Consider the following 20793-nt stretch of genomic DNA (forward strand, 5'->3'; position numbering starts at 1 on the left):
CGGACCGGACGGTCTCGCGTCCGGCGCCCGACACGCCCGGCCCTGGAGGACGCATGCCCGTGATCCCGACCGCCGCCACGACCGCACCGTCGATCCTGTGACGGCCGCCCGGCAGGTGTTCCGCGCCGAGCGGGCCTTCGTCGCCGGCGCCTTCCGGCCGGCCGCCGTCGTCGTCGAGGACGGCCGGATCGCCGACGTGCTCGACGCCGACGCGCCCGTCCCCGGGGCCGAGACCGTCGTGGTCCCCGACGACGCCGTGCTCCTGCCCGGACTGGTCGACTCCCACGTGCACGTCAACGACCCGGGGCGCGCCGAGTGGGAGGGCTTCGGCTCCGCGACCGCCGCCGCGGCCGCCGGCGGCGTCACCACCATCGTGGACATGCCGCTGAACTCCCTGCCGCCGACGACCACGGCCGACGCGCTCGCGGTCAAGCGGGCCGTGGCCGCGCCCGCGGCGCGTGTCGACGTCGGGTTCTGGGGCGGCGCGGTGCCCGAGAACCTCGGACGCCTCGCCCCCCTGCACGAGGCCGGGGTGTACGGGTTCAAGTGCTTCCTGGCGCCGTCCGGCGTGGACGAGTTCGGCCACCTCGACGCCGACGGGCTCGACGCGGCGGCCGCGGAGGTCGCCCGGCTCGGCTCGCGACTCATCGTGCACGCCGAGGACCCGGGGCTCCTGCACGGCGGCGGGGCCCTCGGCCGCGGCTACGACGCGTTCCTGCGGTCGCGGCCGCCCGCCAGCGAGGCCGCCGCCGTCACGGCCGTCGTCGAGGCAGCGCGGCGCCACGGCGCGCGGGTCCACGTCCTGCACCTCAGCGACGCCGGGTCCCTGCCGGTGATCCGCGCGGCCCGGGCCGACGGCGTCGACCTGACCGTCGAGACGTGCCCGCACTACCTGACGATCACGGCCGAGGAGGTCCCCGACGGGGCGTCCGAGTTCAAGTGCTGCCCGCCGATCCGGGACGCCGCGAACCGGGACCTGCTGTGGGAGGGTCTGCTCGACGGGACCGTCGACGCCGTCGTCAGCGACCACTCGCCCTCCACCGTCGAGCGCAAGCGCGCCGGGGACGGGGACTTCGGCCTCGCCTGGGGCGGGATCTCCGGGCTCCAGGTCGGGCTGTCGGCGGTGTGGACCGAGGCCCGGGCCCGCGGCGTCGCCCTCGAGACCGTGCTGCCGTGGTTCACCACCGGGCCCGCCGGCGTCGCGGGCCTCGACGGGCCGGGGACGATCGCCCCCGGCGCGCCCGCGCACCTGGCCGTCTTCGGCGTCGACGACCCGTTCGTCGTCGACGCCGCCGCTCTCCTGCACAGGAACCCGATCACGGCGTACGACGGGCGCGCGCTGCGCGGCCGGGTCCGCGCCACGTGGCTGCGGGGCCGGCCGGTGTACGCCGTCGACAGCGCCGGCACCGGCGTCGTCGACGGCGACCCCGCGGGCCGTCTGCTGGCCGCTCCGACGGAGGTGCCGGCATGACCACGCCGATCCTGCAGCCGGGACGGGGCGACCTGCCCGGCGACCACTACCTCGCCGCCACGCCCGGCACCGTGTCGTGGGGACGCCTGCCGTGCGCGGCCGACGCCCCCGTCCTGACGATCGCGTCCGGCGAGACCGTCACCGTCGACACCGTGAGCCACGAGGGCCTGCTCGAGGACCAGGGCTCGGACCCCCGGGCGTACTTCGGCAGTCACGGTGTGCCGCCCGAGAGCGTCCTGGAGGACGCCGTCACGATCACCGCCGAGGTCGCCCGCGACCCCGACCGCGACGGCCCGCACGTCGTCACGGGCCCTGTCCGGGTCGAGGGGGCCGAGCCCGGCGACCTCCTGAAGGTCACCGTCGAGCGCCTCCGGCCCCGGGTGCCCTACGGCGTGGTCTCGAACCGGCACGGCAAGGGGGCGCTCGCCGGCGAGCTGCCGCGCGGTGCGCACAACGTCAGCGTGTTCTGCCCCGTCGCCGACCGGGCGGGCCGGTCGGTCGGCACGCTCCCGGTGACCGACGGCGGACCGCGGGTCGTGGAGTTCCCGCTCGCCCCCTTCCTCGGGATCATGGGCGTCGCGGTACCGGGCGACGAGCGCCCGCACTCCGTGCCGCCCGGCCCGCACGGCGGCAACATCGACATCAACCTGCTCGTCGAGGGCGCCGAGCTGTACCTGCCGGTGCAGGTCGCCGGGGCGCTCGCCTACGTCGGCGACCCGCACTTCGCCCAGGGCGACGGCGAGGTGGCCCTCACCGCGCTGGAGGCCTCGCTGCGCGCGACCCTGCGGTTCGACGTCGTCCCGCGGGCCGAGGCGCTCGCGGCTTTCGGCGAGGTGACGGGGCCCCTGGCGCGGGCCGGCGGCTACCTCGTCCCCACGGGGCTCGACGAGGACCTCGACGAGGCGATGCGCCGTGCCGTGCGCGCCGCGATCGCGCTCGTGCGGGCCCGGTGGGGACTCGACGAGCACCTCGCGTACGCCTACCTCAGCGCGGCGACCGACTTCGACGTCTCGCAGGTGGTCGACGTCGTGTGCGGCGTGCACGCCCGCATCCGCGAGTCCGACTTCGACGGGGTGCCCGGCACCGGCGGTGCCGAGCACCCGAGCGACGGGAGCGAGTCATGAGCGACATCCGGGGTGCCGACACGGTGCCGGACGACCTGCTCGAGGCGTTCACGAGCTACGAGGCGGCGGTCGTGGCGAACGACCTCGACCACCTCGACGCCGCGTTCGCGCCGGGGGAGTCCACCCTGCGCGGCGACGCCGCCGGGCTGCTCGTCGGCCACGAGGCGATCTCCGCGTTCCGCGGGACCCGCGGCGGCGTGCCCCCGCGTCGGATCGAGCGCGTCGAGCACCGCGAGCTCGGCCCGGACGTGGCGCTGCTGGTCTCCGTCTCGCGCTACGACTCCGGCGGCACCGGGCTGCAGACGCAGGTGTGGCAGCGCGTCGACGGCACGTGGCTCATCACCGCCGCGCACGTGACCCCGCGCGCGACGGCGCTGGACCGGCGGGTCTGGCGCACGGTCGGCGACCCGATGTACCAGGGGGCGTGGGAGGGGCCGCTGGCCGGGCTGACCGTGGCCGTCAAGGACCTCTTCGCGATCTCCGGGTACAGGATCGGCGCCGGGAACCCCACGTTCCTCGACGACGGTCGCGCCGAGACCTCGACGGCCCCGGCCGTCTCCGACCTGCTGCGCGGCGGCGCCTCGCTGCGCGGCATCGCCCGTACCGACGAGCTCGCCTACTCGGTCGCGGGCGACAACGTGCACTACGGCACGCCGCCCAACGGTGCGCTGCCGGGTGCGCTGCCGGGTGGCTCCTCGAGCGGGCCGGCCTCCGCCGTGGCGACCGGCCAGGCCGAGGTCGGACTGGCCACCGACACCGCGGGCTCCGTCCGCGTCCCCGCCTCCTACCAGGGGCTGTGGGGGCTGCGCACGACGCACGGGCTGGTGCCGCGGCAGGGGATGCTGCCGCTGGCGCAGTCCTTCGACACGGTCGGCTGGCTCACGCGCGACGGCGGCACGCTGCAGCGGGTCGCCGACTGGTGCCTGAGCTACGACGGCTCGGAGTCGACCGAGAACGTCTACGGCGAGTCCGGGCACGACCTGCCGTGGCGGTTCGTGGTGCCCACCGAGCTGCTCGCCGTGGCCGAGCCCGACACCCGGGCGGCCCTCGAGGAGCTCGTCGACACGCTCGCACGGCACCCCGAGGCGCCGGCGGTCGGCACCGGCGAGGTCGGGGACCTCGACGAGTACCTCACGGCGTTCCGGACCGTCCAGGGTGCCGAGGCGTGGCGCAACCACGGAGCGTGGCTGCGCCGGCATCCCGACGCCGTCGGCCCCGCCGTCGCCGAGCGCTTCCGGGCCGCGGCGGCGGTGACGGCCGAGCAGGAGTCCGCCGCACGGGCCGCGCTGTCGCCCCTCGCCGCGCGCGTGCACGCCCTCGTCGAGGACGCGGTCCTGCTCCTGCCCACCGTCCCCGGGCCGGCGCCGCTGCGCACGAGCGGCGGCGAGCGGGTCGACGCCGTCCGCGCCGCGACGCTGCGCCTGACCACCCCCGCCGCGGTCGCCGGGCTGCCGGCGCTGTCCGCGCCCCTGCTCACCGTCCCGTCGCTGCTCGGCCCCGCGCCCGTCGGGGTGTGCCTCGTCTCGCGCGCCGGCACCGACATCGCCCTCGTCCGCCTGGCCCGTCGGCTCGCCCGCCTCCTCGGGCCCGGCGACGGCGGCCCCACCACGACCGGAGGAACGATCGCATGACCGCCGCCCTGCCTGGTTCGAGCCTGCCCCGACCGGGCCTGCCCGGCCCGATCGAGCCGCCCGCCCGCCTGCTCATGGGTCCCGGCCCCGTGTCGGCGTACCCCAGCGTGCTGCGCGCGATGTCGGCGCCGCTGGTGGGCCAGTACGACCCCTTCATGACGGCGTCGATGACCGAGACCCAGGAGCTGTACCGCCAGGTCTGGGGCACGACGAACGAGGCGACCGTGCTCGTCGACGGCACCTCGCGCGCCGGGATCGAGGCGGCGATCGTCTCGCTGGTGCGCCCGGGGGAGCGGGTGCTGGTGCCGGTCTTCGGCCGGTTCGGCCTGCTGCTCGCCGAGATCGCCGAGCGGGCGATGGCCGAGGTGCACACCATCGAGGTGCCGTGGGGGCAGGTCGTGCCCGTCTCGATGATCGCCGAGGCGATCGAGCGGGTGCGCCCCACGCTGCTGGCCCTGGTCCAGGGCGACACGTCGACCACGATGAACCAGCCGCTCGACGAGGTCGGGGCGCTCTGCGAGAAGCACGGCGTGCTGTTCTACTCCGACGCCACCGCCTCGCTGGGCGGCAACGCCTTCGAGGCGGACGCGTGGGGGCTCGACGCCGCCACCGCCGGTCTGCAGAAGTGCCTCGGCGGGCCGTCCGGGTCGGCGCCGATCACGCTGTCGCCCCGCGCCGAGGAGGTCGTGCGGTCGCGCAAGCGGATCGAGGCCGGGATCCGCGAGCCGGACGACCCCGAGGCGACCGACTTCGTGCGCTCCAACTACTTCGACCTCGGCATGATCCTGGACTACTGGGGGCCGCGTCGTCTCAACCACCACACCGAGGCCACGTCGATGCTGTACGCGGCGCGCGAGTGCGCCCGCGTGATCCTGGCCGAGGGGCGGGACGCCGTCGTCGAGCGGCACCGGCTCGCCGGCGAGGCGATGCTCGCGGGCGTGCGCGGCCTCGGGCTGCAGGTCTTCGGCGACGTCGCGCACAAGATGCACAACGTCGTCGCCGTCGAGATCCCCGAGGGGATCCCCGGCGATGCCGCCCGTGCCGCGCTACTGGCCGACTACGGGATCGAGATCGGGACCTCCTTCGGTCCGCTGCACGGACGGGTGTGGCGCATCGGCACCATGGGCTACAACGCTCGGCAGGACGCCGTCCTGGCCACGCTGGCCGCGCTCGAGGACGTGCTGCGCCGGTTCGGGTGCTCCGTGCCCGCCGGGGGCGGGACCGAGGCGGCCGCCGACGTCTACCGAGGCGCGTGATGGCAGCGCTGCTGCAGACCGCCCCCGACACCGTCGCCGCGGCCGCCCGCCGGGTGATGGCCCGCTGCGACGAGCTCGCCCGGATCAGCGCCACGGCCGGGGGCATCGAGCGCGTCTACCTCTCCCCGGAGCACGCCCGCGTGAACCGGCTGGCCGCGCAGTGGATGCGCGAGATCGGCATGACCACGCGCCTCGACGCCGCCGGCAACCAGGTCGGGCGGCTGGAACGCTCGACCGCGTCCGGGGCGCCCGACCTCGACGCGCCCGCCCTCGTGCTCGGGTCCCACCTGGACACCGTGCCCGACGCCGGGCGCTACGACGGGATCGTCGGCGTCCTCATGGGTCTGGAGGTCGTGCGGATGCTGCGCGTGCCGGGCCCCGACGGGACGGGGTGGCGGTCCCCGCTGCCGTTCGCCCTGGAGGTCGTCGCCTTCTCGGACGAGGAGGGCACCCGGTTCGGCAAGGCGCTGCTGGGCTCCTCGGCCGTCGCGGGCACCTGGGACCCCGACTGGTGGGACCTCACCGACGCCGACGGCGTCACCCTGCGCGAGGCCTTCGCCGAGTTCGGGCTCGACCCCGGTCGCGTCGGGGAGGCGGCCCGGCGGCCCGAGGAGCTCGCCGGCTACCTCGAGGCCCACATCGAGCAGGGCCCCGAGCTCGACGAGCGGGGGGAGTCGCTCGCCGTCGTGTCCTCGATCGCGTCCGCCCGACGGTTCCAGCTCGTCGTCGAGGGGGAGGCCCGGCACGCCGGCGGGACCCCGTACGACCGTCGTCGCGACGCGCTCCTCGGGGCGAGCGAGGCGGCGCTGGCGATCGAGCGCGTCTGCCGCGCCGAGCACCACATCATCGGCACGGTCGGGCAGCTCGAGGCCTACCCGGGGGCGGTGAACATCGTGCCGGGTGAGGCGCGCCTCAGCCTCGACCTGCGCGGTGAGTTCGACGACGCCCGGGACGACGTGTGGACGTCGATCGAGCGTGAGCTCGACGTGATCACGGGGCGTCGCGGCCTGCGGTGGCACGCCCGCGAGGTCCACAGCGCGCCCGCCGTGTTCTGCGCGCCGCTGCTGCAGGACGTCGTCCGCGAGGGCATCGTCTCGACCCTCGGCCGCGGCGTCGACGACCCGGCGACGATCTTCAGCCGCGCGGGGCACGACGCCATGGCGATCGGGTCGGTGACCGACGTGGGGATGCTGTTCCTGCGCAACCCGGACGGCATCAGCCACCACCCGGACGAGGCGGTCTCCGCCGGGGACGTCGCGTACGGCACCCGCGCGCTGGCGGAGTCGGTGCTGCAGCTGGCGGCCGACCGGGGCTGAGGCCGGGCGGAGCACGACCCGTTGCGAGCCGGCCGGTCAGCGTGCGCGTCGGTCAGGGTGTCCGGCCCACCGGGCGGTTCCACGACGGCGGGCCGACCGCGACGATCGTGCGGGCGAGGGCCGGGATGTCGTCCTCGTCGCCGCCTGCGCGCAGCCAGGCGGTGATCGCCTCGACCGTGCCGGCGGCGGAGTAGGCGACGAGGATCTCGCGCGTGACGTCGTCGCCCAGGCCGTCCGGCACGGCCGGGGCGTCCTGGGGATGGTCCTGCAGGTACTCGCCGAGGCGCGCGGCCAGGACGGCCTGCAGGACCTGCCGGACCCGGCCCTCGGCGCCCTCGACCAGGGCGCGGCGGTAGATCTCGCGACGGGCGGCGACGTGCTGCAGGAGCCGGGTCTCGGCCCGGACGAACTCGTCGGCGCCGCCGCGCGTCGGGGGGTCGATCCTGCGCAGCTCCTCCTCGAGCACGGTCGCCAGCAGCTCCACCGGGCTCGCCGCGTGCCGGTAGAAGGTGTCGCGCGTGATGCCGGCGGCGCGGGCGACCTCCGTGACGCTCAGGGAGCCGACAGGGCGGTGCGCGGCCAGGTCGAGGACCGCCGATCGCAGGCTCGAGCGGGTGCGCTCCTGGCGGGGATCCATGGCGTCATCGTGGCACAGGCGGATGTATCAGACACATGTCAGATTGATGTTAGCCTCGTGGCGCTGACCCGACGAGGGCGTCAGCAGAAAGGTGACCCGCCATGAAGGCTGCAGTGCTCCACGCCCAGGAAGACCTCCGGGTGGAGGACGTGACCGAACCCCGTCCCGCGCGAGGGGAGGTCAAGCTGCGCAACGCCTACTCGGGCATCTGCGGCTCCGACCTCCACGCGTACTTCGACCCGGCCGGTGCCGGGCTCGACCTGGAGAACCCGCACCCGGTGACGGGCTCCACCCCGCCCCAGATCCTCGGCCACGAGTTCTCCGGCACCGTCGTCGAGGTCGGCGAGGGCGTCGAGGGTCTGGCCGTCGGCGACCGGGTCGCCGTCTGGCCGGTCTACTCGTGCGGCGAGTGCACCGCGTGCCGTCGCGGCAACCCGAACGTCTGCCGCACCATCGGCTTCCACGGCCTGACGTCGCACGGTGGCGGCATGGCCGAGTACACGACCGTCCAGGCCGCGAAGTGCCACCGGCTCCCGGAGAACGTCGACCTCAAGCTCGGCGCGCTCGTCGAGCCCATGGCCGTCGCCTGGCACGCCGTCGACCGGGCCCCCGTCCAGGCGGGCAGGAGCGCCCTCATCGCCGGCGCCGGCCCGATCGGCATCGGCCTGTTCTTCGCGCTGCGCGCCCGGGGTGTGGAGAACATCGTGGTCTCCGAGCCCAGCGCCGAGCGTCGCGCGGCGATCGCCGCCGTCGGCGCCACGAACGTCGTCGACCCGATGACCGAGGACCTCGCCGCCCGCGTGGCCGAGGCCACCGGTGGCGACGGTGTCGACGTCGCGTACGATGCCGCGGGCGTCGGCCCGGCCGTCACGTCGAGCCTGGCCTCGCTGACCCCGGGCGGCACCGTGCTCGTCGTCGCGATCCACGAGCGGACGATGGAGATCCACCCGACGGCCCACCTCGTCATGGGAGAGACCACCATCACCGGTGCGCTCGGCCAGCTGCCCGCGGACTTCGACGCCGTCATCGAGGCGATGTCGAAGGGCCTCTACGAGGTGTCCGAGGCCTGGGTCTCCGAGGTCTCGATCGACGAGGTCCCCGAGGCGATCGCCGACCTGCGTGCCGGCAAGCGCATGAAGGTGCTCGTCCGGGCCTGACCCCCCCAGCCGGGGCCGGCCGGGCGTCCCCCGCGCCCGGCCGGTCCCTTCGTCCGTCTCAGCGCTGCGCGGACGTCATCGCCATGCGGTTCAGCACCACGTTCTCGATCACCTGGACCACGTTGTAGAGCAGCAGCGTGACGATCGTGATGAGCGCGACCGACGCCCACAGGTCGTCGAAGCGGGCGGACGCCGTGAACTTCACGATCGACCCGCCGATCCCCGTGCCCGTCGACAGCCACTCGGCGAGCAGCGCGCCCGTGACCGCACCGGGGACGGAGACCCGTGCCGCGGCGAACAGCGACGGCAGGGCGCCGGGGATGTTGACCTTGCGCATCGTGGTCAGGCGGGAGCCGCCGTAGACGTGCACCAGGTCCAGGCTCTGCACGCTCGCCCGGTTGAGACCGAACAGGATCGACGCCAGCGCCGGGAACAGCACGACGATCGAGCCGATGACGGCGACCGAGGCCTGGGTGCCGCGCCCCGTGATGAGGATGATCACCGGCGCGATCGACACCAGCGGGATCGCCCGCAGCAGCAGGGCCAGCGGCATGACACCGGCCTCGACGGTGCGCGACAGCGAGAACGCCACGGCGAGGACGCCGGCGACGCCCATCCCGGCGACGAAGCCGAGTGCGGCGTCCTGCAGGGTCTGCGTCAGCAGCGGTGTCAGGTCCGCACGGTTCGCCACGGCCTCCTCGCCGGAGACGAGGAACTCCCAGACGTCGGCCGGGCCCTTGGCGACGTAGGGGGACATGCCGGTGAGGTTGACGACCGCCCACCACAGGGCCAGCACGATCACCAGGGTCAGCAGCGCGTTGAGGACGGCGCGCCCCACGGGGCGCCAGGACACGGTGGTCATGACGTGCTCCGTCCTGCCACCCACGGGGTGGCCACGCGCGAGAGGAGGCCGACGATGCCGTAGCCGATCAGGGCGACGGCGGCGGTGAGCAGGAAGACGGCCCACACGCGGGGCGAGTCGAGCTCGCCCTGCAGGCGGATCAGGGTGATGCCGACGCCTTGGTCGATCCCGCCCATGTACTCGCCGAGGACCGCGCCGAGGAACGCCGACGGCACGGCGATCTGCAAGGCGTTGAGGATCGCGGGGGTCGCGGCGATGAGCCGCACCTTGCGCAGCTGCGTGAACCGGGTCCCGCCGTAGACGCGCACGACGTCGAGGCTCGCCTTGTCGGCCGACTTGAACCCCAGCAGCGCGCCGACCACGGTCGTGAAGAAGACCGCCAGGGCCGCGAGGAAGATCGCCGTCGCGCTCGGCTCGCCCGGGCGCGGCGCCCCGCCGAGGACCACGATGGCGATGCCGCCGACGGCCACCACCGGCAGGCAGTAGCTGACCACGGCGATCTGGGTCACGACCGTCTCGATGCGGGGCGCGAGCAGCACCGTCGCGGCGAGCAGCAGGGCGATGCCGTTGCCCCAGGCGAAGCCGATGAGCGCCTCGGTGATCGTCACCGAGAACACGCCCCGGTAGGCCGCCAGACCGTCGTCGGCGATCGTGGAGAACACCACCCACGGGGAGGGGACCGGCGTGAAGGTGGTGCCGGGCGGCGGCTGGAAGATCGTGGCCGAGAACAGCCACCAGGCGCCCACCAGCGCGACCGCGCCGATGACGCCCGCGAGCCAGCCGGGGATCCGTGTACGCCGGGACATCAGGCCTCCGCCGCGGCGCCGTGCGCACCGAACAGGATCTCGGAGGCGCGGTCCACGAGCGCGTGGAACTCCGGGGTGCGCATCATCTCGGGGGTGCGCGGGCGCGGGAGGTCGACCTCGATGATCTCCTTCATGCGTCCCGGGCGGGCCGACATCACCGCGACCCGGTCCGACAGGAAGATCGCCTCGGAGATGCCGTGGGTGACGAGCAGCGTCGTGGCCGGCTTCTCGGTCCAGATGCGCAGCAGCTCCAGGTTGAGGCTCTGGCGCGTCATGTCGTCCAACGCGCCGAACGGCTCGTCCAGGAGCAGCACGGACGGCTTGAGGGCCAGGGCGCGCGCGATCGAGACGCGCTGGCGCATGCCGCCGGAGAGCTGGGCGGGCTTGGCCTTCTCGAACCCGGTCAGCCCGACGAGCTCGATGAGCTCCTCGACGTAGGCCTTGTCGACCTTGCGGCCGGCGACCTCGAAGACGAGGCGGATGTTGGTGAGCACGCTGCGCCACGGCAGCAGGGCGTGGTCCTGGAACGCGATGCCGAGCTCGCTGTCGCGGCGCAGCTGGGCCGGCGTCTTGCCGTCGACGAACACCTCACCGGCGGTGGGGTGCTCGAGGTCGGCCAGCACCCGCAGGATCGTCGACTTGCCGCAGCCCGAGGGGCCCAGCAGAGCGAGGAACGAGCCCTTGTCGGTGTGCAGGTGGGCGTCCTGCAGCGCGGTCACCGTCTTGCGGCGACCGGTGTGGAACGTCTTGGTCAGTCCGTCGATGTGGATGCCGGTGCCCCCCGGGGCTGCCGCAGCTTCCTGCGGCAGCCCCGAGGGGCGGGCACCCGACGTGGTGTCGTGGCTCATGGGTCCCTACGGCAGGTAGTCGACGAGCTCGGGCTGCTCGGCGTAGATCTCGTCGATGAGCGTGGTGTCGAAGAGGTCGTCCACGCTCACGTCCCAGCCGGCCGCGGCCAGGGAGTCGACGGTCTCCTGCTGGAGCTCGTCGGAGATCGTGAACAGGCCGTTCTCCTCGGTCTCCGGGGTGGAGATCAGCTCCTTCTCCGCCTCCAGGCCCATCTCGGTCTTGACCGGGTCGAGGGCCCCGAACACGGCCTCGAGACCGTCCTCGGACTCGGCCGCCGCCGCGTTGTAGTACTCCTCGACGAGCGCCACGGTGTCCTCCGCGGGCTCGGTGAAGACGTCGGTCCAGCCCTTGATCTCGGCGGTGAGGAACGCCTTGAGCAGGTCGGGGTTCTCCTCGAGGTACTGGTCGGTGACGCTGAACGTCTCGGCCACGTACGGCACGCCGTTCTCGGCGTAGGCGAGGTTGGTGACGTCGTACCCGGCCAGCTCGACGGTCAGGGCCTCGTTGGTGAGGTAGGCCATGAACCCGTCGACCTCCTCGTTCATCAGCGGCGTCGGGTCGAAGTCGACGGGCACGACGGTCACGTCGCCCTCGTCGATCCCGTTGGCCTGCAGCAGCGCCGCGAACACCGAGGAGTTGGAGTCCTGCACGCCGATCGTCTTGCCGACGAGGTCCTCCGGGGAGGAGATGTCGGCGCCGTCGGCCAGCGACAGGATCGTGAAGGGGTTCTTCTGGAAGGTGGCGCCGATGATCTTCAGCGGCGCGTCCTGCTCGGCGATGGCCGCGCCGATCGAGGCGGCGTCGCTCAGGGCGACCTCGACGGAGCCGGACAGGAGCTTGGCGACGCCGGTGTCCGGGCCGGAGATGCCCACGACCTCGTCGAAACCGGCCTCGTCGTAGTAGCCGTTCTCGTAGGCGTAGAACTCGCCGGCGAACTCCTCGTTCTTGATCCAGGAGTACTGGACGCTGATCTCGCCGTACGAGGCGTCCTCGGACTCGCCGGAGCCGCTCGCGGTGTCCTCGCCGCCGCAGGCGGCGAGTGCGAGGGTGCTCGCGGCGACGGCCGCGACGACGGCGCCCGTCCGGGCGCGGCGTGGGAGGTTGCTGTGGACTGCCATGGGGTGGGACTCCGCTCGACCTGGTGCGATGGGAACGAACGGCAACGTAGCCACCCGAGGTTTCGCCCCGAGGGTCGCGGCGTTTCAGGGGTGTGAAGCCATCACTTCACCCGGGGCTCGGGTGCCTCCTGCGCCAGCCGCCACACCCGTTCGCGGGTGAACGGCTGACGGAACGGCCGCCGTCCCAGCGCGCGGGCGATCGCGTTGCCGACGGCAGGCGCCACCGGGTTGTACGGCGACTCGCTCATCGACTTCGCGCCGAACGGCCCGATCGTGTCGACGGTGTCGGCGAAGTACACCTCGGTGTCCGGGATATCGGCGGACTGCGGGACACGGTAGGTGCGGAACACCGGGTTGGTCACCGCGCCGCGGTCGTCGACCAGCACCTCCTCGTACAGCGCGCTGCCCAGACCCTGGGCCGCACCTCCCTCGACCTGGCCGCGGCACTGGGCCGGGTTCATGACGAACCCGGCGTCGGCGGCCTGCACGGACTGCAGCACCCGCACCGACCCGGTCTCCTCCTCGACGGCGACGCGCACCGCGTGCACGTTGAAGGCCAGGCTGCGCTCCTTGCCGTCGTCGCTGCCGTGGGTCGTCAGCTCCCGGCTCTCGGGGTCCCCGGCAGCGGTCACGATCTCGGCGAACCCGACGAGCCGGTCGCCCACGCGGACGCCCTCGGCGACGAGCTCGGCCGGCCGCGCCGCGTCCCCCGCCGGTGCGTCGCCGTCGGACACCTGCCGCGCGACGTCGATCATCAGGCCGCGCAGCGCGGTGCACGCCCGCGCCAGCGCCTTGCCCGCCACCACCGTCCCCGCCGAGGCGAACGCACCGGTGTCGTGGTCCACCAGGTCGGTGTCCGCGGCGCGCAGCACGATCCGGTCCGGCGTCGCCGCCAGGGTCGACGCCGCGATCTGCCGGTGCACCGTGCTGGTGCCGTTGCCGAACTCGGCCGTCCCGACCGACAGCGCGAACGTGCCGTCCGGGCGCAGCGACGCCGCGGCGTGCGCATGGTGCCCGCCGGGCGCCGCCCCCGCGATGAACGCGATCGCCATGCCCTCCCCGGTGCGCCAGCCCGCCGGGGCCTCGACGCCGTTGCCGCGCCGCAGCGCGTCCTGCGCGAGGTCGAGGCACTGGTCCAGCCCGTAGCTGCCCCACCGCAGGTCCGGCTCGGGCTCGTCGTCGACGGTCAGCAGCGGGTCGCCGTCGCGCACCGCGTTGCGACGGCGCAGCTCGAACGGGTCGATCCCGAGCCGCTGCGCCAGCATGTCCATCGCCGACTCCACGCCGAGGATCACCTGGCCCAGCCCGTAGCCGCGGAACGCCCCGGAGGGCACGGCGTGGGTGTAGACGGACTCGGCGTCGACGCGCTTGACCGCGCAGCGGTAGACATTGATCGACTCGGCCACCGAGTGGAACAGCACCCCGATGCCGTGGTTGCCGTAGGCGCCGGTGTTGCTCAGCACGTCGACCTTCATCGCCGTCAGCGTCCCGTCGGCCGTCGCGCCGAGGGAGACCTCCACCCGGAAGGGGTGGCGCAGCGCCGCACGACGGAACTCGTCGGTGCGGGAGAACTCGTAGGACACCGGGCGGCCGGTGGTGAGCACCGCGAGCGCCACGACGTCCTCGACGAACATCTCCTGCTTGCCGCCGAACCCGCCGCCGACCCGAGCGGCGTGCACGCGGACGCGGTCCCGGGGCAGGTCGAAGACGTGCGCGAGCTCGTTCCGGGTGAGGAACGGCACCTGGGTGCTGGAGCGGATCACGAGCCGTCCGTCGTCGTCGAGCCGGCCGAGCGCGCCGTGGGTCTCGAGCTGGGCGTGCGCCACCCGTCCGGTGTGCCAGGTCCCGCCGACCGTGACGGCGCTCGCCGCGAGCGCCGCGTCGACGTCGCCGCCGATGCCGGCGTGCAGGCTGCCGAGCACGTTCGGGCGGTCCGGGTCGGCCTGGACGGCGACGGGCCGGTCCGGGTGGACCGCCGGGGCGTCCGGCCGCCGCGCTTCCTCGGCGTCGAGGACGAACGGCAGGGGCTCGTAGGTCACGTCGATCAGGCCGAGCGCGGCGTCGGCGATCTCGGCGGTCTCGGCGACGACGGCGGCCACGCGCTGGCCGACGAAGCGGACCGTGTCGTCGAGCACCCGGGTGTCGTCGGGGTCGTCGGTGCGGTGCTCGTGCCGGGCGGTGGAGAAGCGTGTCGCGGGGGCGTCGGCGTGGGTGAGGACGGTGACGACGCCGGGCAGCGCGCGGGCGGCGGCGGTGTCGATCGCGGTGATCCGGGCGTGCGCGTGCTTCGAGCCGAGGACGCGCAGCACCAGCGTGCCCGTCGCCTCGGGGGTGTCGAAGGTGTACGGCTCCAGGCCCTGGACCACGCGGCGCGCGGGCTCGGGCGAGACCGACCGTCCGACGCCGGCCGCCGGGGTGCCGTCGTCGTCCCCGGTGCCGGGTTCGCCCGTGGTCGCGGGCCCGCTCGTGGCCGGGTCGACCGGCGAGGGCGGCGCGTCGCTCTCGCCGAGGGTCCGGCGGATCGCCGAGCGGATCGGGCGGTAGCCGGTGCAGCGGCACAGCGAGCCCTTGAGCCGCCGGTCGAGGTCGGGCAGGTCGTCGGCCGTCAGGCAGGACGCGGTGACGCTCATGCCCGGCGTGCAGAACCCGCACTGGAAGCCGAACTCCTCGACCAGCGCCTCCTGCACGGGGTGCAGATCGTCGCCCGGGGCGAGCCCGGCGGCGGTGGTGACCTGCGCGCCCTCGGCGCGCGGGGCGGGCACGATGCACGAGTGCACGGGCTCGCCGTCCAGCAGGACGGCGCACGCCCCGCAGTCCCCGGCGTCGCAGCCCTTCTTGACCTCGGTGTGGCCGTGCTCGCGCAGCAGGGTGCGCAGGCACTGCCCGGGGCGGGGGTCGGTGTCGTGGCCGGTGCCGTTGACGTGCAGCTTCATGCGGGGTCCTCCGGGTCCTGCTCCGGGTCGCCGGCGAGCTCGCCGCGCAGGCGTTCGGCGAGCACGATGCTCACGCCGCGCCGCCAGTCGGCCGCGCCGAGGGAGTCGGTGTAGTAGCCGTCGAGGTCGCCGACGGCGGCAGCGAGCACGGCGGCGTCGGGCAGCGCGGCGAACCGCAGCACGGCGGGCCGCCCGACGGCGGCCGTCACCGCGACGACGCACGTGCCGTCGGCGTCGCGGCGGCCCGAGACGACGGCGCCGGACCGGCCGAGCTCGGCGAGCGCGATCTTGTGCAGCCCGGCGCGGGAGCGCAGGGCGCTCGCGGGCAGCTCGATCGCGCGCAGCACCTCGCCGTGGCGCAGGGCGGTCTCGCCGGCGCCGGTCACGAGCTCGGCGACGGGCAGGCGGTGGCTGCCGCCGTCGGGCGTCCACACCTCGGCGACGCCGTCGAGGGCCACCGCGAGCGAGACCATCGCGGCGGCGGGGAAGGCCCGGCAGACGTTGCCGCCGACGGTGGCGGTGTTCCAGATCTTGAAGGAGGCCAGCAGCGCGTCCGCGGCGTCCGGGATCATCGCGACCGCCGACCAGTCGGCCGGCACGGGCTCGGGCCCGCGTCCCTCGGCCCAGCCCCGCAGCGTGGCGATCGTGCAGGTCGCGGCGATGCGCAGCCCGTCGGCGCGGATCTCCAGGTCGGGCCAGCCGAGCGTGGTGAGGTCGACGAACCCGGTGGTGCCCGGCTGCGGCTCGCTCATCAGCCAGGTGCCGCCCCCGAGGAAGACCTCCCCGGGGTCCAGCGCGAGGTCCTCGCGCGTGCGGGCGGTCCGGAACCCGGTGACCGAGGTGACGTCCATCAGAGCCGCTCGGCCAGCTCGCGCGAGGCGAGCGCCACCTCGTGGGCGAGCGTCGGCTCGTCGGTCGTGACCAGCGCGGCGTCCTCGACGACGGCGCGGCCGCCCACGTAGAGGCGCTTCAGCGGCGGCAGCGCGCCGAGCCCCAGGGCGGCGACGGGGTCGAGGATGCCGGCGTGCTCCACGCCGTCGACCCGCCAGACGGCGACGTCGGCCAGCTTGCCGACCTCGAGCGAGCCGATCTCGTCCTGACGTCCCAGGACGCGCGCACCGCCGATCGTCGCCAGGCGCAGCCCGTCGCGCACGCTCATCGAGTCCGCCCCCGTGCGCAGCCGGTTCATGAGCACGGACTCGCGGATCTCGACGCCGAGCTGGCCCGACTCGTTGGAGGCGGCGCCGTCGACACCCAGACCCACCGCCACCCCGGCGTCGAGCATGGCGCGCACGGGCGCGATCCCGGCGGCCAGGCGACCGTTCGAGGACGGGCAGTGCGCCACGCCCGTCCCGGTGGCGGCGTACCGCTCGATCGCGGGGTCGTCGAGGTGGACGGCGTGCGCCATCCAGACGTCGGGGCCCAGCCAGCCCTGGTCCTCCAGGTACTGCGTGGGTGTCGTGCCGAAGTGCTCGAGGCAGTAGGCGTCCTCCTCGGCGGTCTCCGAGGCGTGGGTGTGCAGGCGCACGTCGAGGGAGCGGGCGAGGACGGCCGCCTCGCGCAGCAGGTCCGGGGTGACCGAGAACGGCGAGCACGGCGCGATCGCGATGCGCACCATCGCCTCGCGGGAGCGGTCGTGGTACCGCTCGACGGCCTCGGCGGACGCCGCGAGGGCCGCGTCCGTGGTCTCGACGGCGAAGTCCGGCGGGAGCCCGCCCTGCGAGGCACCGAGGTCCATCGACCCGCGGGTGGCGTGCAGGCGGACGCCGACACGGGAGGCCGCCTCGACCAGAGCGCCGACGATGTCGCCGGACCCCTGCGGGAAGACGTAGTGGTGGTCGCCGACCGTGGTGCAGCCCGAGCGGGCCAGGACCGCCATCGCCCCGGCCGCCCCCGTCCCGGTCAGGTCGGCGTCGATGCGCGACCACAGCGGGTACAGCGCGGTGAGCCAGTCGAACAGGATCGAGTCCTGGGCGTAGCCGCGGGTGAGCCACTGGTACAGGTGGTGGTGGGTGTTGACCAGGCCCGGCGTGACCAGGCAGCCGGAGGCGTCGACGACCTCGGCCCCGGCGCGCAGGTGCTCCGGCGCCGGGCCGGCCCCGACGGCCACGACCTCGCCGCCGTCGAGCACGACGTGCCCGACGGCGTGCTCGGTGCCGGCGGCGTCCACCGTGGCGACGTAGCCGTTCTCGACGATGGTGCGGGTCATGCGCGGGTACCTCCGAGGGCGGTGCGGTCCGGGCCGGTGACCCGGCACGAGGGTGCGGTCGACGGACCGCGGTGGATCCGGCCCGCCGTCTCGCGCAGCGGGCGGCCGGAGCCCCCGTGCCGCGAGGCGACGATCTCGGCCAGGACCGACAGGGCGGTCTCCTCGGGCGAGGACCCGGCCAGGTCGAGCCCGAGGGGGGAGTGCAGGCGGGCGAGGTCGACCTCGGCGACGCCGACGTCGCGCAGCCGGGCGGCACGACGCGTCACGGTGGCGCGCGCCCCCATCGCGCCGACGAAGCCCACCGGCATCGACAGTGCCTGCCGGATCGCCGGGACGTCGAGGCGCTCGTCGTGGGTGAGGACGCACACGGCCGTGCGGGCGTCGGTGTCGTGCTCGTCGAGCCCGGCGAGGTACTCGTGGGGGATCGCCGTGACGAGCTCCGTCGCTGCGGGGAACCGCGCGGGTGTCACCAGGGTCTCCCACGGGTCGCACACGGTCACCGCGAACCCGGCCGCCGCGCCCACGTGGCACAGGGCCGCGGCGTGCTCACCGGCGCCGAGCAGGACGAGGCGGGCCCGGGGCGCGTGCTGCACCACCAGCAGGTCCTCGCCGCCGTACGCCCCGGGCAGCAGCCGGCTGGCGCGGTCGGCGAGCGTCGCCGCGGCGGTGGCGTCGACGGTGGCCTCGACGTCGACGGTGCGTCCGGCCGCCGGTCCGGAGACCACGAGGCCGAGCCTGGCGGGCCGGTCCGCCGCGGCGTCCTCCAGCGCCCGCACCGTGCGGGTGTCGGTCGGTTCGAGGCGCTGGGCGACCACGTCCACCTGGCCGCCGCAGGCGAGGCCCGCGGCGTGGGCGGTGGCGTCGTCGAACCCGAAGCGGGCCGTCTGCGCCCGGCCGGTCGCGATGGCGGCGTGGGCGAGCACGACCGCCTCGCTCTCCACGCAGCCGCCCGAGATCGACCCGAGCACCGCGCCGTCACCGGTGACCGCCATCGCCGAGCCGACGCCGCGCGGCGCGCTGCTGGCGACGCGCGCCACCGTGACCACGGCGACCGGCGCGGACGACCGGACCAGCGGCAGGAGATCGCGGGCAAGTTCAAGCATGGACTTAAGTGTGCCGAGAGGATGTTTCGCGCGGGCTACGCTCCGATGACACGTCGACGAGGGAGGGCTCATGCGGGTCTGCGGGCTGGTGCTGGCCGCGGGCGCGGGCACCCGGTTCGGCGGCCCCAAGGGCCTGGCGCGCACGACGTCGGGCGATCCGTGGGTGCGACGTGCGGTCGCGATGCTGCAGGACGCGGGGTGCGACGAGGTGCTCGTCGCCGTGGGCGCTCGGGGGCCCGAGGTCGCCGCGCTCGTGCCGCCGTCCGCCCGCGCGGTCACCGCCGCGAGCTGGGCCGACGGGCTGGCCGCCACGCTGCGTGCCGGTCTCGACGCCGCTGCGCGTGGCGACGCCGAGGTGCTGGTCGTGACCCCGGTCGACACCCCCGACGCGCCGCCGGAGGCTGTGCGACGCGTGCTCGACCGGGCCGCACGCGAGGCGGCGACGCCCGACGACGCCCTGGCGCGCGCCGTCTACTCCGGGCGTCCCGGCCACCCGGTGCTCCTGGGACGGGCGCACTGGGGCGAGGTGCGCGCCACGCTGACCGGCGACGCCGGGGCGGGGCGCTACCTCGCCGCCCGCGGGGCGCTGGCCGTCGAGTGCGGCGACCTGTGGTCCGGGCACGACGTCGACCGTGCCTAGGCTGGTGCGGTGCAGCTCGTCGCCACCGACCTCTCCTACGCCTACCCGGAGCACCCCGTGCTCGACCGGGTGGACCTGCGCGTCTCCGACGGGGTCCGCCTCGGCGTCGTGGGGGAGAACGGGTCGGGCAAGTCGACGCTGCTGCACCTGCTGGCCGGCGACCTGCCGACCCAGACCGGCGAGGTGCGCCGCCACGGCTCCGTGGCCCTGGTGACCCAGGAGCTCCACGAAGAACCCGGCCGCACCGTCGGCGACCTGGTCGAGGCCACGCTGGCCGACCTGCGGGCCCTCGCGGGCGAGCTGCAGCGTGCCGCCGAGGCCTTCGACCACGAGCGCGGAGACCTGCGCGAGCTCGGCGAGCTGCTGGGCCGCGTTGAGCACCTGGCGGCGTGGGACGCCGACCGCCGCGTCGACGAGGCCCTGACCCGCCTCGGTGCCGTGCGCGACCTCGACCGCCGCCTCGACACGCTGTCCGTCGGGCAGCGCTACCGGGTGCGCCTGGCGTGCCGGCTGGCCGAACGAGCCGACCTGCTGCTGCTGGACGAACCCACGAACCACCTCGACGACTCCGGCGTCGCGTACCTGACCGAGCAGCTGCGGACCTGGCGCGGCGGCGTCGTGCTCGTCACCCACGACCGAGAGCTGCTCGACGACGTCGCTACCGCGATCTACGACCTCGACCCCTCCATGGACGGGCGGCCCGTGCTCTACGGCCAGCCCGGCTACCACTCCTACCGGCTCGGCAAGGCGGCGATGCTCGCTCGCTGGCAGCAGCGCTACCGGGTCGAGCAGGAACGTGCCGAGGAGCTGTGGTTCCGCCGCGACCGCTCCTACGAGGGGCTCTCCGACGAGTGGCGTCCGCCCAAGGGCTCCCAGAAGCACCGCCGCGGCACCCGTGCCCGCATCCACGTCAAGGCCGCCGACCGGCTGGTGGAGAAGCTCGAGGCCGAGGCGCTCGACGTCCCGCCGCCGCCCCTGGAGCTCGCCTTCCCGGACCTGCCGGCGATGTCACCGGGGTGGGACCCCGGCGAACCGCTGGTCGAGCTGCGCTCGCCCCGGGTCGAGGCGCCCGACGGCACCGCGATGCTGGACCTGCCGGGCACCAGGTTGGCGGTACCGCCGTCGGGCCGGCTGCTCGTCGTCGGGTCGAACGGCACCGGGAAGTCCACGGCGCTGGCGGCGCTCGCCGGCACGGCCGAGCTCGCCCGCGGAGCCCGGACGCTGCGCGACGGCGTCAGGTTCGGGGTCGTCGCCCAGGAGCGCAGGACGGCGGACGGCGGCAGCGCCGGGAGATCCGGGTTCGACGCCTCTGCGGCGGAGGCGCTGGAGCTGTTGTCCCGCGGGGAGCTGGACCCGGACCACCTGGTCCCGGTCGCCGCGCTCGGGCTGCTCACCGAGGACGAGCTGGACCGCCCGCTGCGCGAGCTGAGCGTCGGGCAGCAGCGGCGGTTCGACGTCGCGCTCGCGCTGCTGCACGCCCCGCACCTGCTGATCCTCGACGAGCCGACGAACCACCTGTCCGTGGACCTGGTGGACGCGCTGACGCTGGCGCTGCAGCGCACGTCCGCCGCCGTCGTCGTCGCCACCCACGACCGCCGCATGCGGGCGGACCTGGCGGACTGGCCGATGCTCGACCTGAGCCGTCCCGCGAGGTAGGCAACCTTCTGCCGAGGTAGGCAAC

General features: G+C 74.8%; 17 protein-coding genes. 8 read left to right on the forward strand and 9 right to left on the reverse strand.

Annotation, left to right across the window (positions count from 1 at the left end; translation table 11 throughout):
- The first annotated feature begins 97 nt into the window (after window positions 1–97).
- From allB to PO879_RS05410, 5 genes are read left to right on the forward strand one after another with little or no spacing between them, the layout of a single operon-like run.
- Entirely contained in the window at window positions 98–1471 is a 1374-nt protein-coding gene (gene allB, locus PO879_RS05390) for an allantoinase AllB (RefSeq protein ID WP_278236903.1), read from the forward strand.
- Window positions 1468–2595: an acetamidase/formamidase family protein gene (locus PO879_RS05395; RefSeq protein WP_278236904.1), complete on the forward strand. Its 1128-nt coding sequence runs from the start codon at window positions 1468–1470 to the stop codon at window positions 2593–2595. Before allB ends, PO879_RS05395 begins: the two co-directional genes overlap by 4 nt.
- The gene (locus PO879_RS05400; RefSeq protein ID WP_278236905.1) at window positions 2592–4226 is read left to right on the forward strand and encodes an AtzH-like domain-containing protein; all 1635 of its coding nucleotides are present in this window, start codon (window positions 2592–2594) and stop codon (window positions 4224–4226) included. Before PO879_RS05395 ends, PO879_RS05400 begins: the two co-directional genes overlap by 4 nt.
- Window positions 4223–5482: an alanine--glyoxylate aminotransferase family protein gene (locus tag PO879_RS05405; RefSeq protein ID WP_278236906.1), complete on the forward strand. Its 1260-nt coding sequence runs from the start codon at window positions 4223–4225 to the stop codon at window positions 5480–5482. The genes PO879_RS05400 and PO879_RS05405 overlap by 4 nt, the downstream gene beginning before the upstream one ends.
- The gene (locus tag PO879_RS05410) at window positions 5482–6798 is read left to right on the forward strand and encodes an allantoate amidohydrolase (RefSeq protein WP_278236907.1); all 1317 of its coding nucleotides are present in this window, start codon (window positions 5482–5484) and stop codon (window positions 6796–6798) included. The genes PO879_RS05405 and PO879_RS05410 overlap by 1 nt, the downstream gene beginning before the upstream one ends.
- 52 nt (window positions 6799–6850) lie before the next feature.
- Here PO879_RS05410 and PO879_RS05415 read toward each other — a convergent pair whose 3' ends face one another.
- Window positions 6851–7435, reverse strand: a complete 585-nt coding sequence (locus PO879_RS05415; RefSeq protein ID WP_278236908.1) for a TetR/AcrR family transcriptional regulator — start codon at window positions 7433–7435, stop codon at window positions 6851–6853.
- A gap of 101 nt (window positions 7436–7536) precedes the next feature.
- Here PO879_RS05415 and PO879_RS05420 point away from each other — a divergent pair, with 101 nt between their 5' ends.
- Window positions 7537–8592 (forward strand): 2,3-butanediol dehydrogenase, encoded by a 1056-nt coding sequence (locus PO879_RS05420; RefSeq protein WP_278236909.1) that lies wholly within the window; start codon window positions 7537–7539, stop codon window positions 8590–8592.
- Window positions 8593–8650: 58 nt separating this feature from the next.
- Here the strand turns inward: PO879_RS05420 and PO879_RS05425 are convergent, their stop codons facing one another.
- From PO879_RS05425 to PO879_RS05460, 8 genes are all read right to left on the reverse strand, one after another.
- Window positions 8651–9454 (reverse strand): ABC transporter permease subunit, encoded by an 804-nt coding sequence (locus tag PO879_RS05425; protein WP_278236910.1) that lies wholly within the window; start codon window positions 9452–9454, stop codon window positions 8651–8653.
- Complete coding sequence (locus PO879_RS05430; RefSeq protein WP_278236911.1) at window positions 9451–10260, reverse strand: ABC transporter permease subunit; 810 nt, start codon at window positions 10258–10260, stop codon at window positions 9451–9453. The genes PO879_RS05425 and PO879_RS05430 overlap by 4 nt, the downstream gene beginning before the upstream one ends.
- On the reverse strand, window positions 10260–11069 hold the full coding sequence (locus PO879_RS05435) for an ABC transporter ATP-binding protein (RefSeq protein ID WP_278237458.1): 810 nt from the start codon (window positions 11067–11069) through the stop codon (window positions 10260–10262). Before PO879_RS05435 ends, PO879_RS05430 begins: the two co-directional genes overlap by 1 nt.
- A gap of 45 nt (window positions 11070–11114) precedes the next feature.
- Window positions 11115–12227, reverse strand: a complete 1113-nt coding sequence (locus PO879_RS05440) for an ABC transporter substrate-binding protein (RefSeq protein ID WP_278236912.1) — start codon at window positions 12225–12227, stop codon at window positions 11115–11117.
- Window positions 12228–12328: 101 nt separating this feature from the next.
- Window positions 12329–15160 carry a molybdopterin cofactor-binding domain-containing protein gene (locus PO879_RS05445; RefSeq protein ID WP_278236913.1) on the reverse strand — a complete coding sequence of 944 codons (2832 nt, stop codon included), beginning with the start codon at window positions 15158–15160 and terminating at the stop codon, window positions 12329–12331.
- The gene (locus tag PO879_RS05450) at window positions 15157–16011 is read right to left on the reverse strand and encodes an FAD binding domain-containing protein (RefSeq protein WP_278236914.1); all 855 of its coding nucleotides are present in this window, start codon (window positions 16009–16011) and stop codon (window positions 15157–15159) included. The genes PO879_RS05445 and PO879_RS05450 overlap by 4 nt, the downstream gene beginning before the upstream one ends.
- Window positions 16011–17369 carry an 8-oxoguanine deaminase gene (locus tag PO879_RS05455; protein ID WP_278236915.1) on the reverse strand — a complete coding sequence of 453 codons (1359 nt, stop codon included), beginning with the start codon at window positions 17367–17369 and terminating at the stop codon, window positions 16011–16013. Before PO879_RS05455 ends, PO879_RS05450 begins: the two co-directional genes overlap by 1 nt.
- The gene (locus PO879_RS05460; RefSeq protein ID WP_278236916.1) at window positions 17366–18472 is read right to left on the reverse strand and encodes an XdhC/CoxI family protein; all 1107 of its coding nucleotides are present in this window, start codon (window positions 18470–18472) and stop codon (window positions 17366–17368) included. The genes PO879_RS05455 and PO879_RS05460 overlap by 4 nt, the downstream gene beginning before the upstream one ends.
- 70 nt (window positions 18473–18542) lie before the next feature.
- On the opposite strand from PO879_RS05460, the gene PO879_RS05465 reads away from it, so the two are divergent.
- The gene (locus PO879_RS05465) at window positions 18543–19112 is read left to right on the forward strand and encodes a nucleotidyltransferase family protein (protein ID WP_278236917.1); all 570 of its coding nucleotides are present in this window, start codon (window positions 18543–18545) and stop codon (window positions 19110–19112) included.
- A 9-nt stretch (window positions 19113–19121) separates the two neighbouring features.
- A complete protein-coding gene (locus PO879_RS05470; RefSeq protein WP_278236918.1) occupies window positions 19122–20768 on the forward strand; it encodes an ATP-binding cassette domain-containing protein in 1647 nt (548 codons plus the stop codon).
- Window positions 20769–20793: the final 25 nt, after the last annotated feature.

The organism is Isoptericola sp. AK164 (genome assembly GCF_029643425.1).
GTDB lineage: Bacteria > Actinomycetota > Actinomycetes > Actinomycetales > Cellulomonadaceae > Isoptericola > Isoptericola haloaureus.

What these genes read in the sequence shown, in the direction of transcription:
- PO879_RS05395 (WP_278236904.1), top strand. Translation starts at nt 1,468, where the DNA reads ATGACCACGCCGATCCTGCAGCCGGGACGGGGCGACCTGCCCGGCGAC.
- PO879_RS05400 (WP_278236905.1), top strand. Translation starts at nt 2,592, where the DNA reads ATGAGCGACATCCGGGGTGCCGACACGGTGCCGGACGACCTGCTCGAG.
- PO879_RS05405 (WP_278236906.1), top strand. Translation starts at nt 4,223, where the DNA reads ATGACCGCCGCCCTGCCTGGTTCGAGCCTGCCCCGACCGGGCCTGCCC.
- PO879_RS05410 (WP_278236907.1), top strand. Translation starts at nt 5,482, where the DNA reads ATGGCAGCGCTGCTGCAGACCGCCCCCGACACCGTCGCCGCGGCCGCC.
- PO879_RS05415 (WP_278236908.1), bottom strand. Translation starts at nt 7,435, where the DNA reads ATGGATCCCCGCCAGGAGCGCACCCGCTCGAGCCTGCGATCGGCGGTC.
- PO879_RS05420 (WP_278236909.1), top strand. Translation starts at nt 7,537, where the DNA reads ATGAAGGCTGCAGTGCTCCACGCCCAGGAAGACCTCCGGGTGGAGGAC.
- PO879_RS05425 (WP_278236910.1), bottom strand. Translation starts at nt 9,454, where the DNA reads ATGACCACCGTGTCCTGGCGCCCCGTGGGGCGCGCCGTCCTCAACGCG.
- PO879_RS05430 (WP_278236911.1), bottom strand. Translation starts at nt 10,260, where the DNA reads ATGTCCCGGCGTACACGGATCCCCGGCTGGCTCGCGGGCGTCATCGGC.
- PO879_RS05440 (WP_278236912.1), bottom strand. Translation starts at nt 12,227, where the DNA reads ATGGCAGTCCACAGCAACCTCCCACGCCGCGCCCGGACGGGCGCCGTC.
- PO879_RS05445 (WP_278236913.1), bottom strand. Translation starts at nt 15,160, where the DNA reads ATGAAGCTGCACGTCAACGGCACCGGCCACGACACCGACCCCCGCCCC.
- PO879_RS05450 (WP_278236914.1), bottom strand. Translation starts at nt 16,011, where the DNA reads ATGGACGTCACCTCGGTCACCGGGTTCCGGACCGCCCGCACGCGCGAG.
- PO879_RS05455 (WP_278236915.1), bottom strand. Translation starts at nt 17,369, where the DNA reads ATGACCCGCACCATCGTCGAGAACGGCTACGTCGCCACGGTGGACGCC.
- PO879_RS05460 (WP_278236916.1), bottom strand. Translation starts at nt 18,472, where the DNA reads ATGCTTGAACTTGCCCGCGATCTCCTGCCGCTGGTCCGGTCGTCCGCG.
- PO879_RS05465 (WP_278236917.1), top strand. Translation starts at nt 18,543, where the DNA reads ATGCGGGTCTGCGGGCTGGTGCTGGCCGCGGGCGCGGGCACCCGGTTC.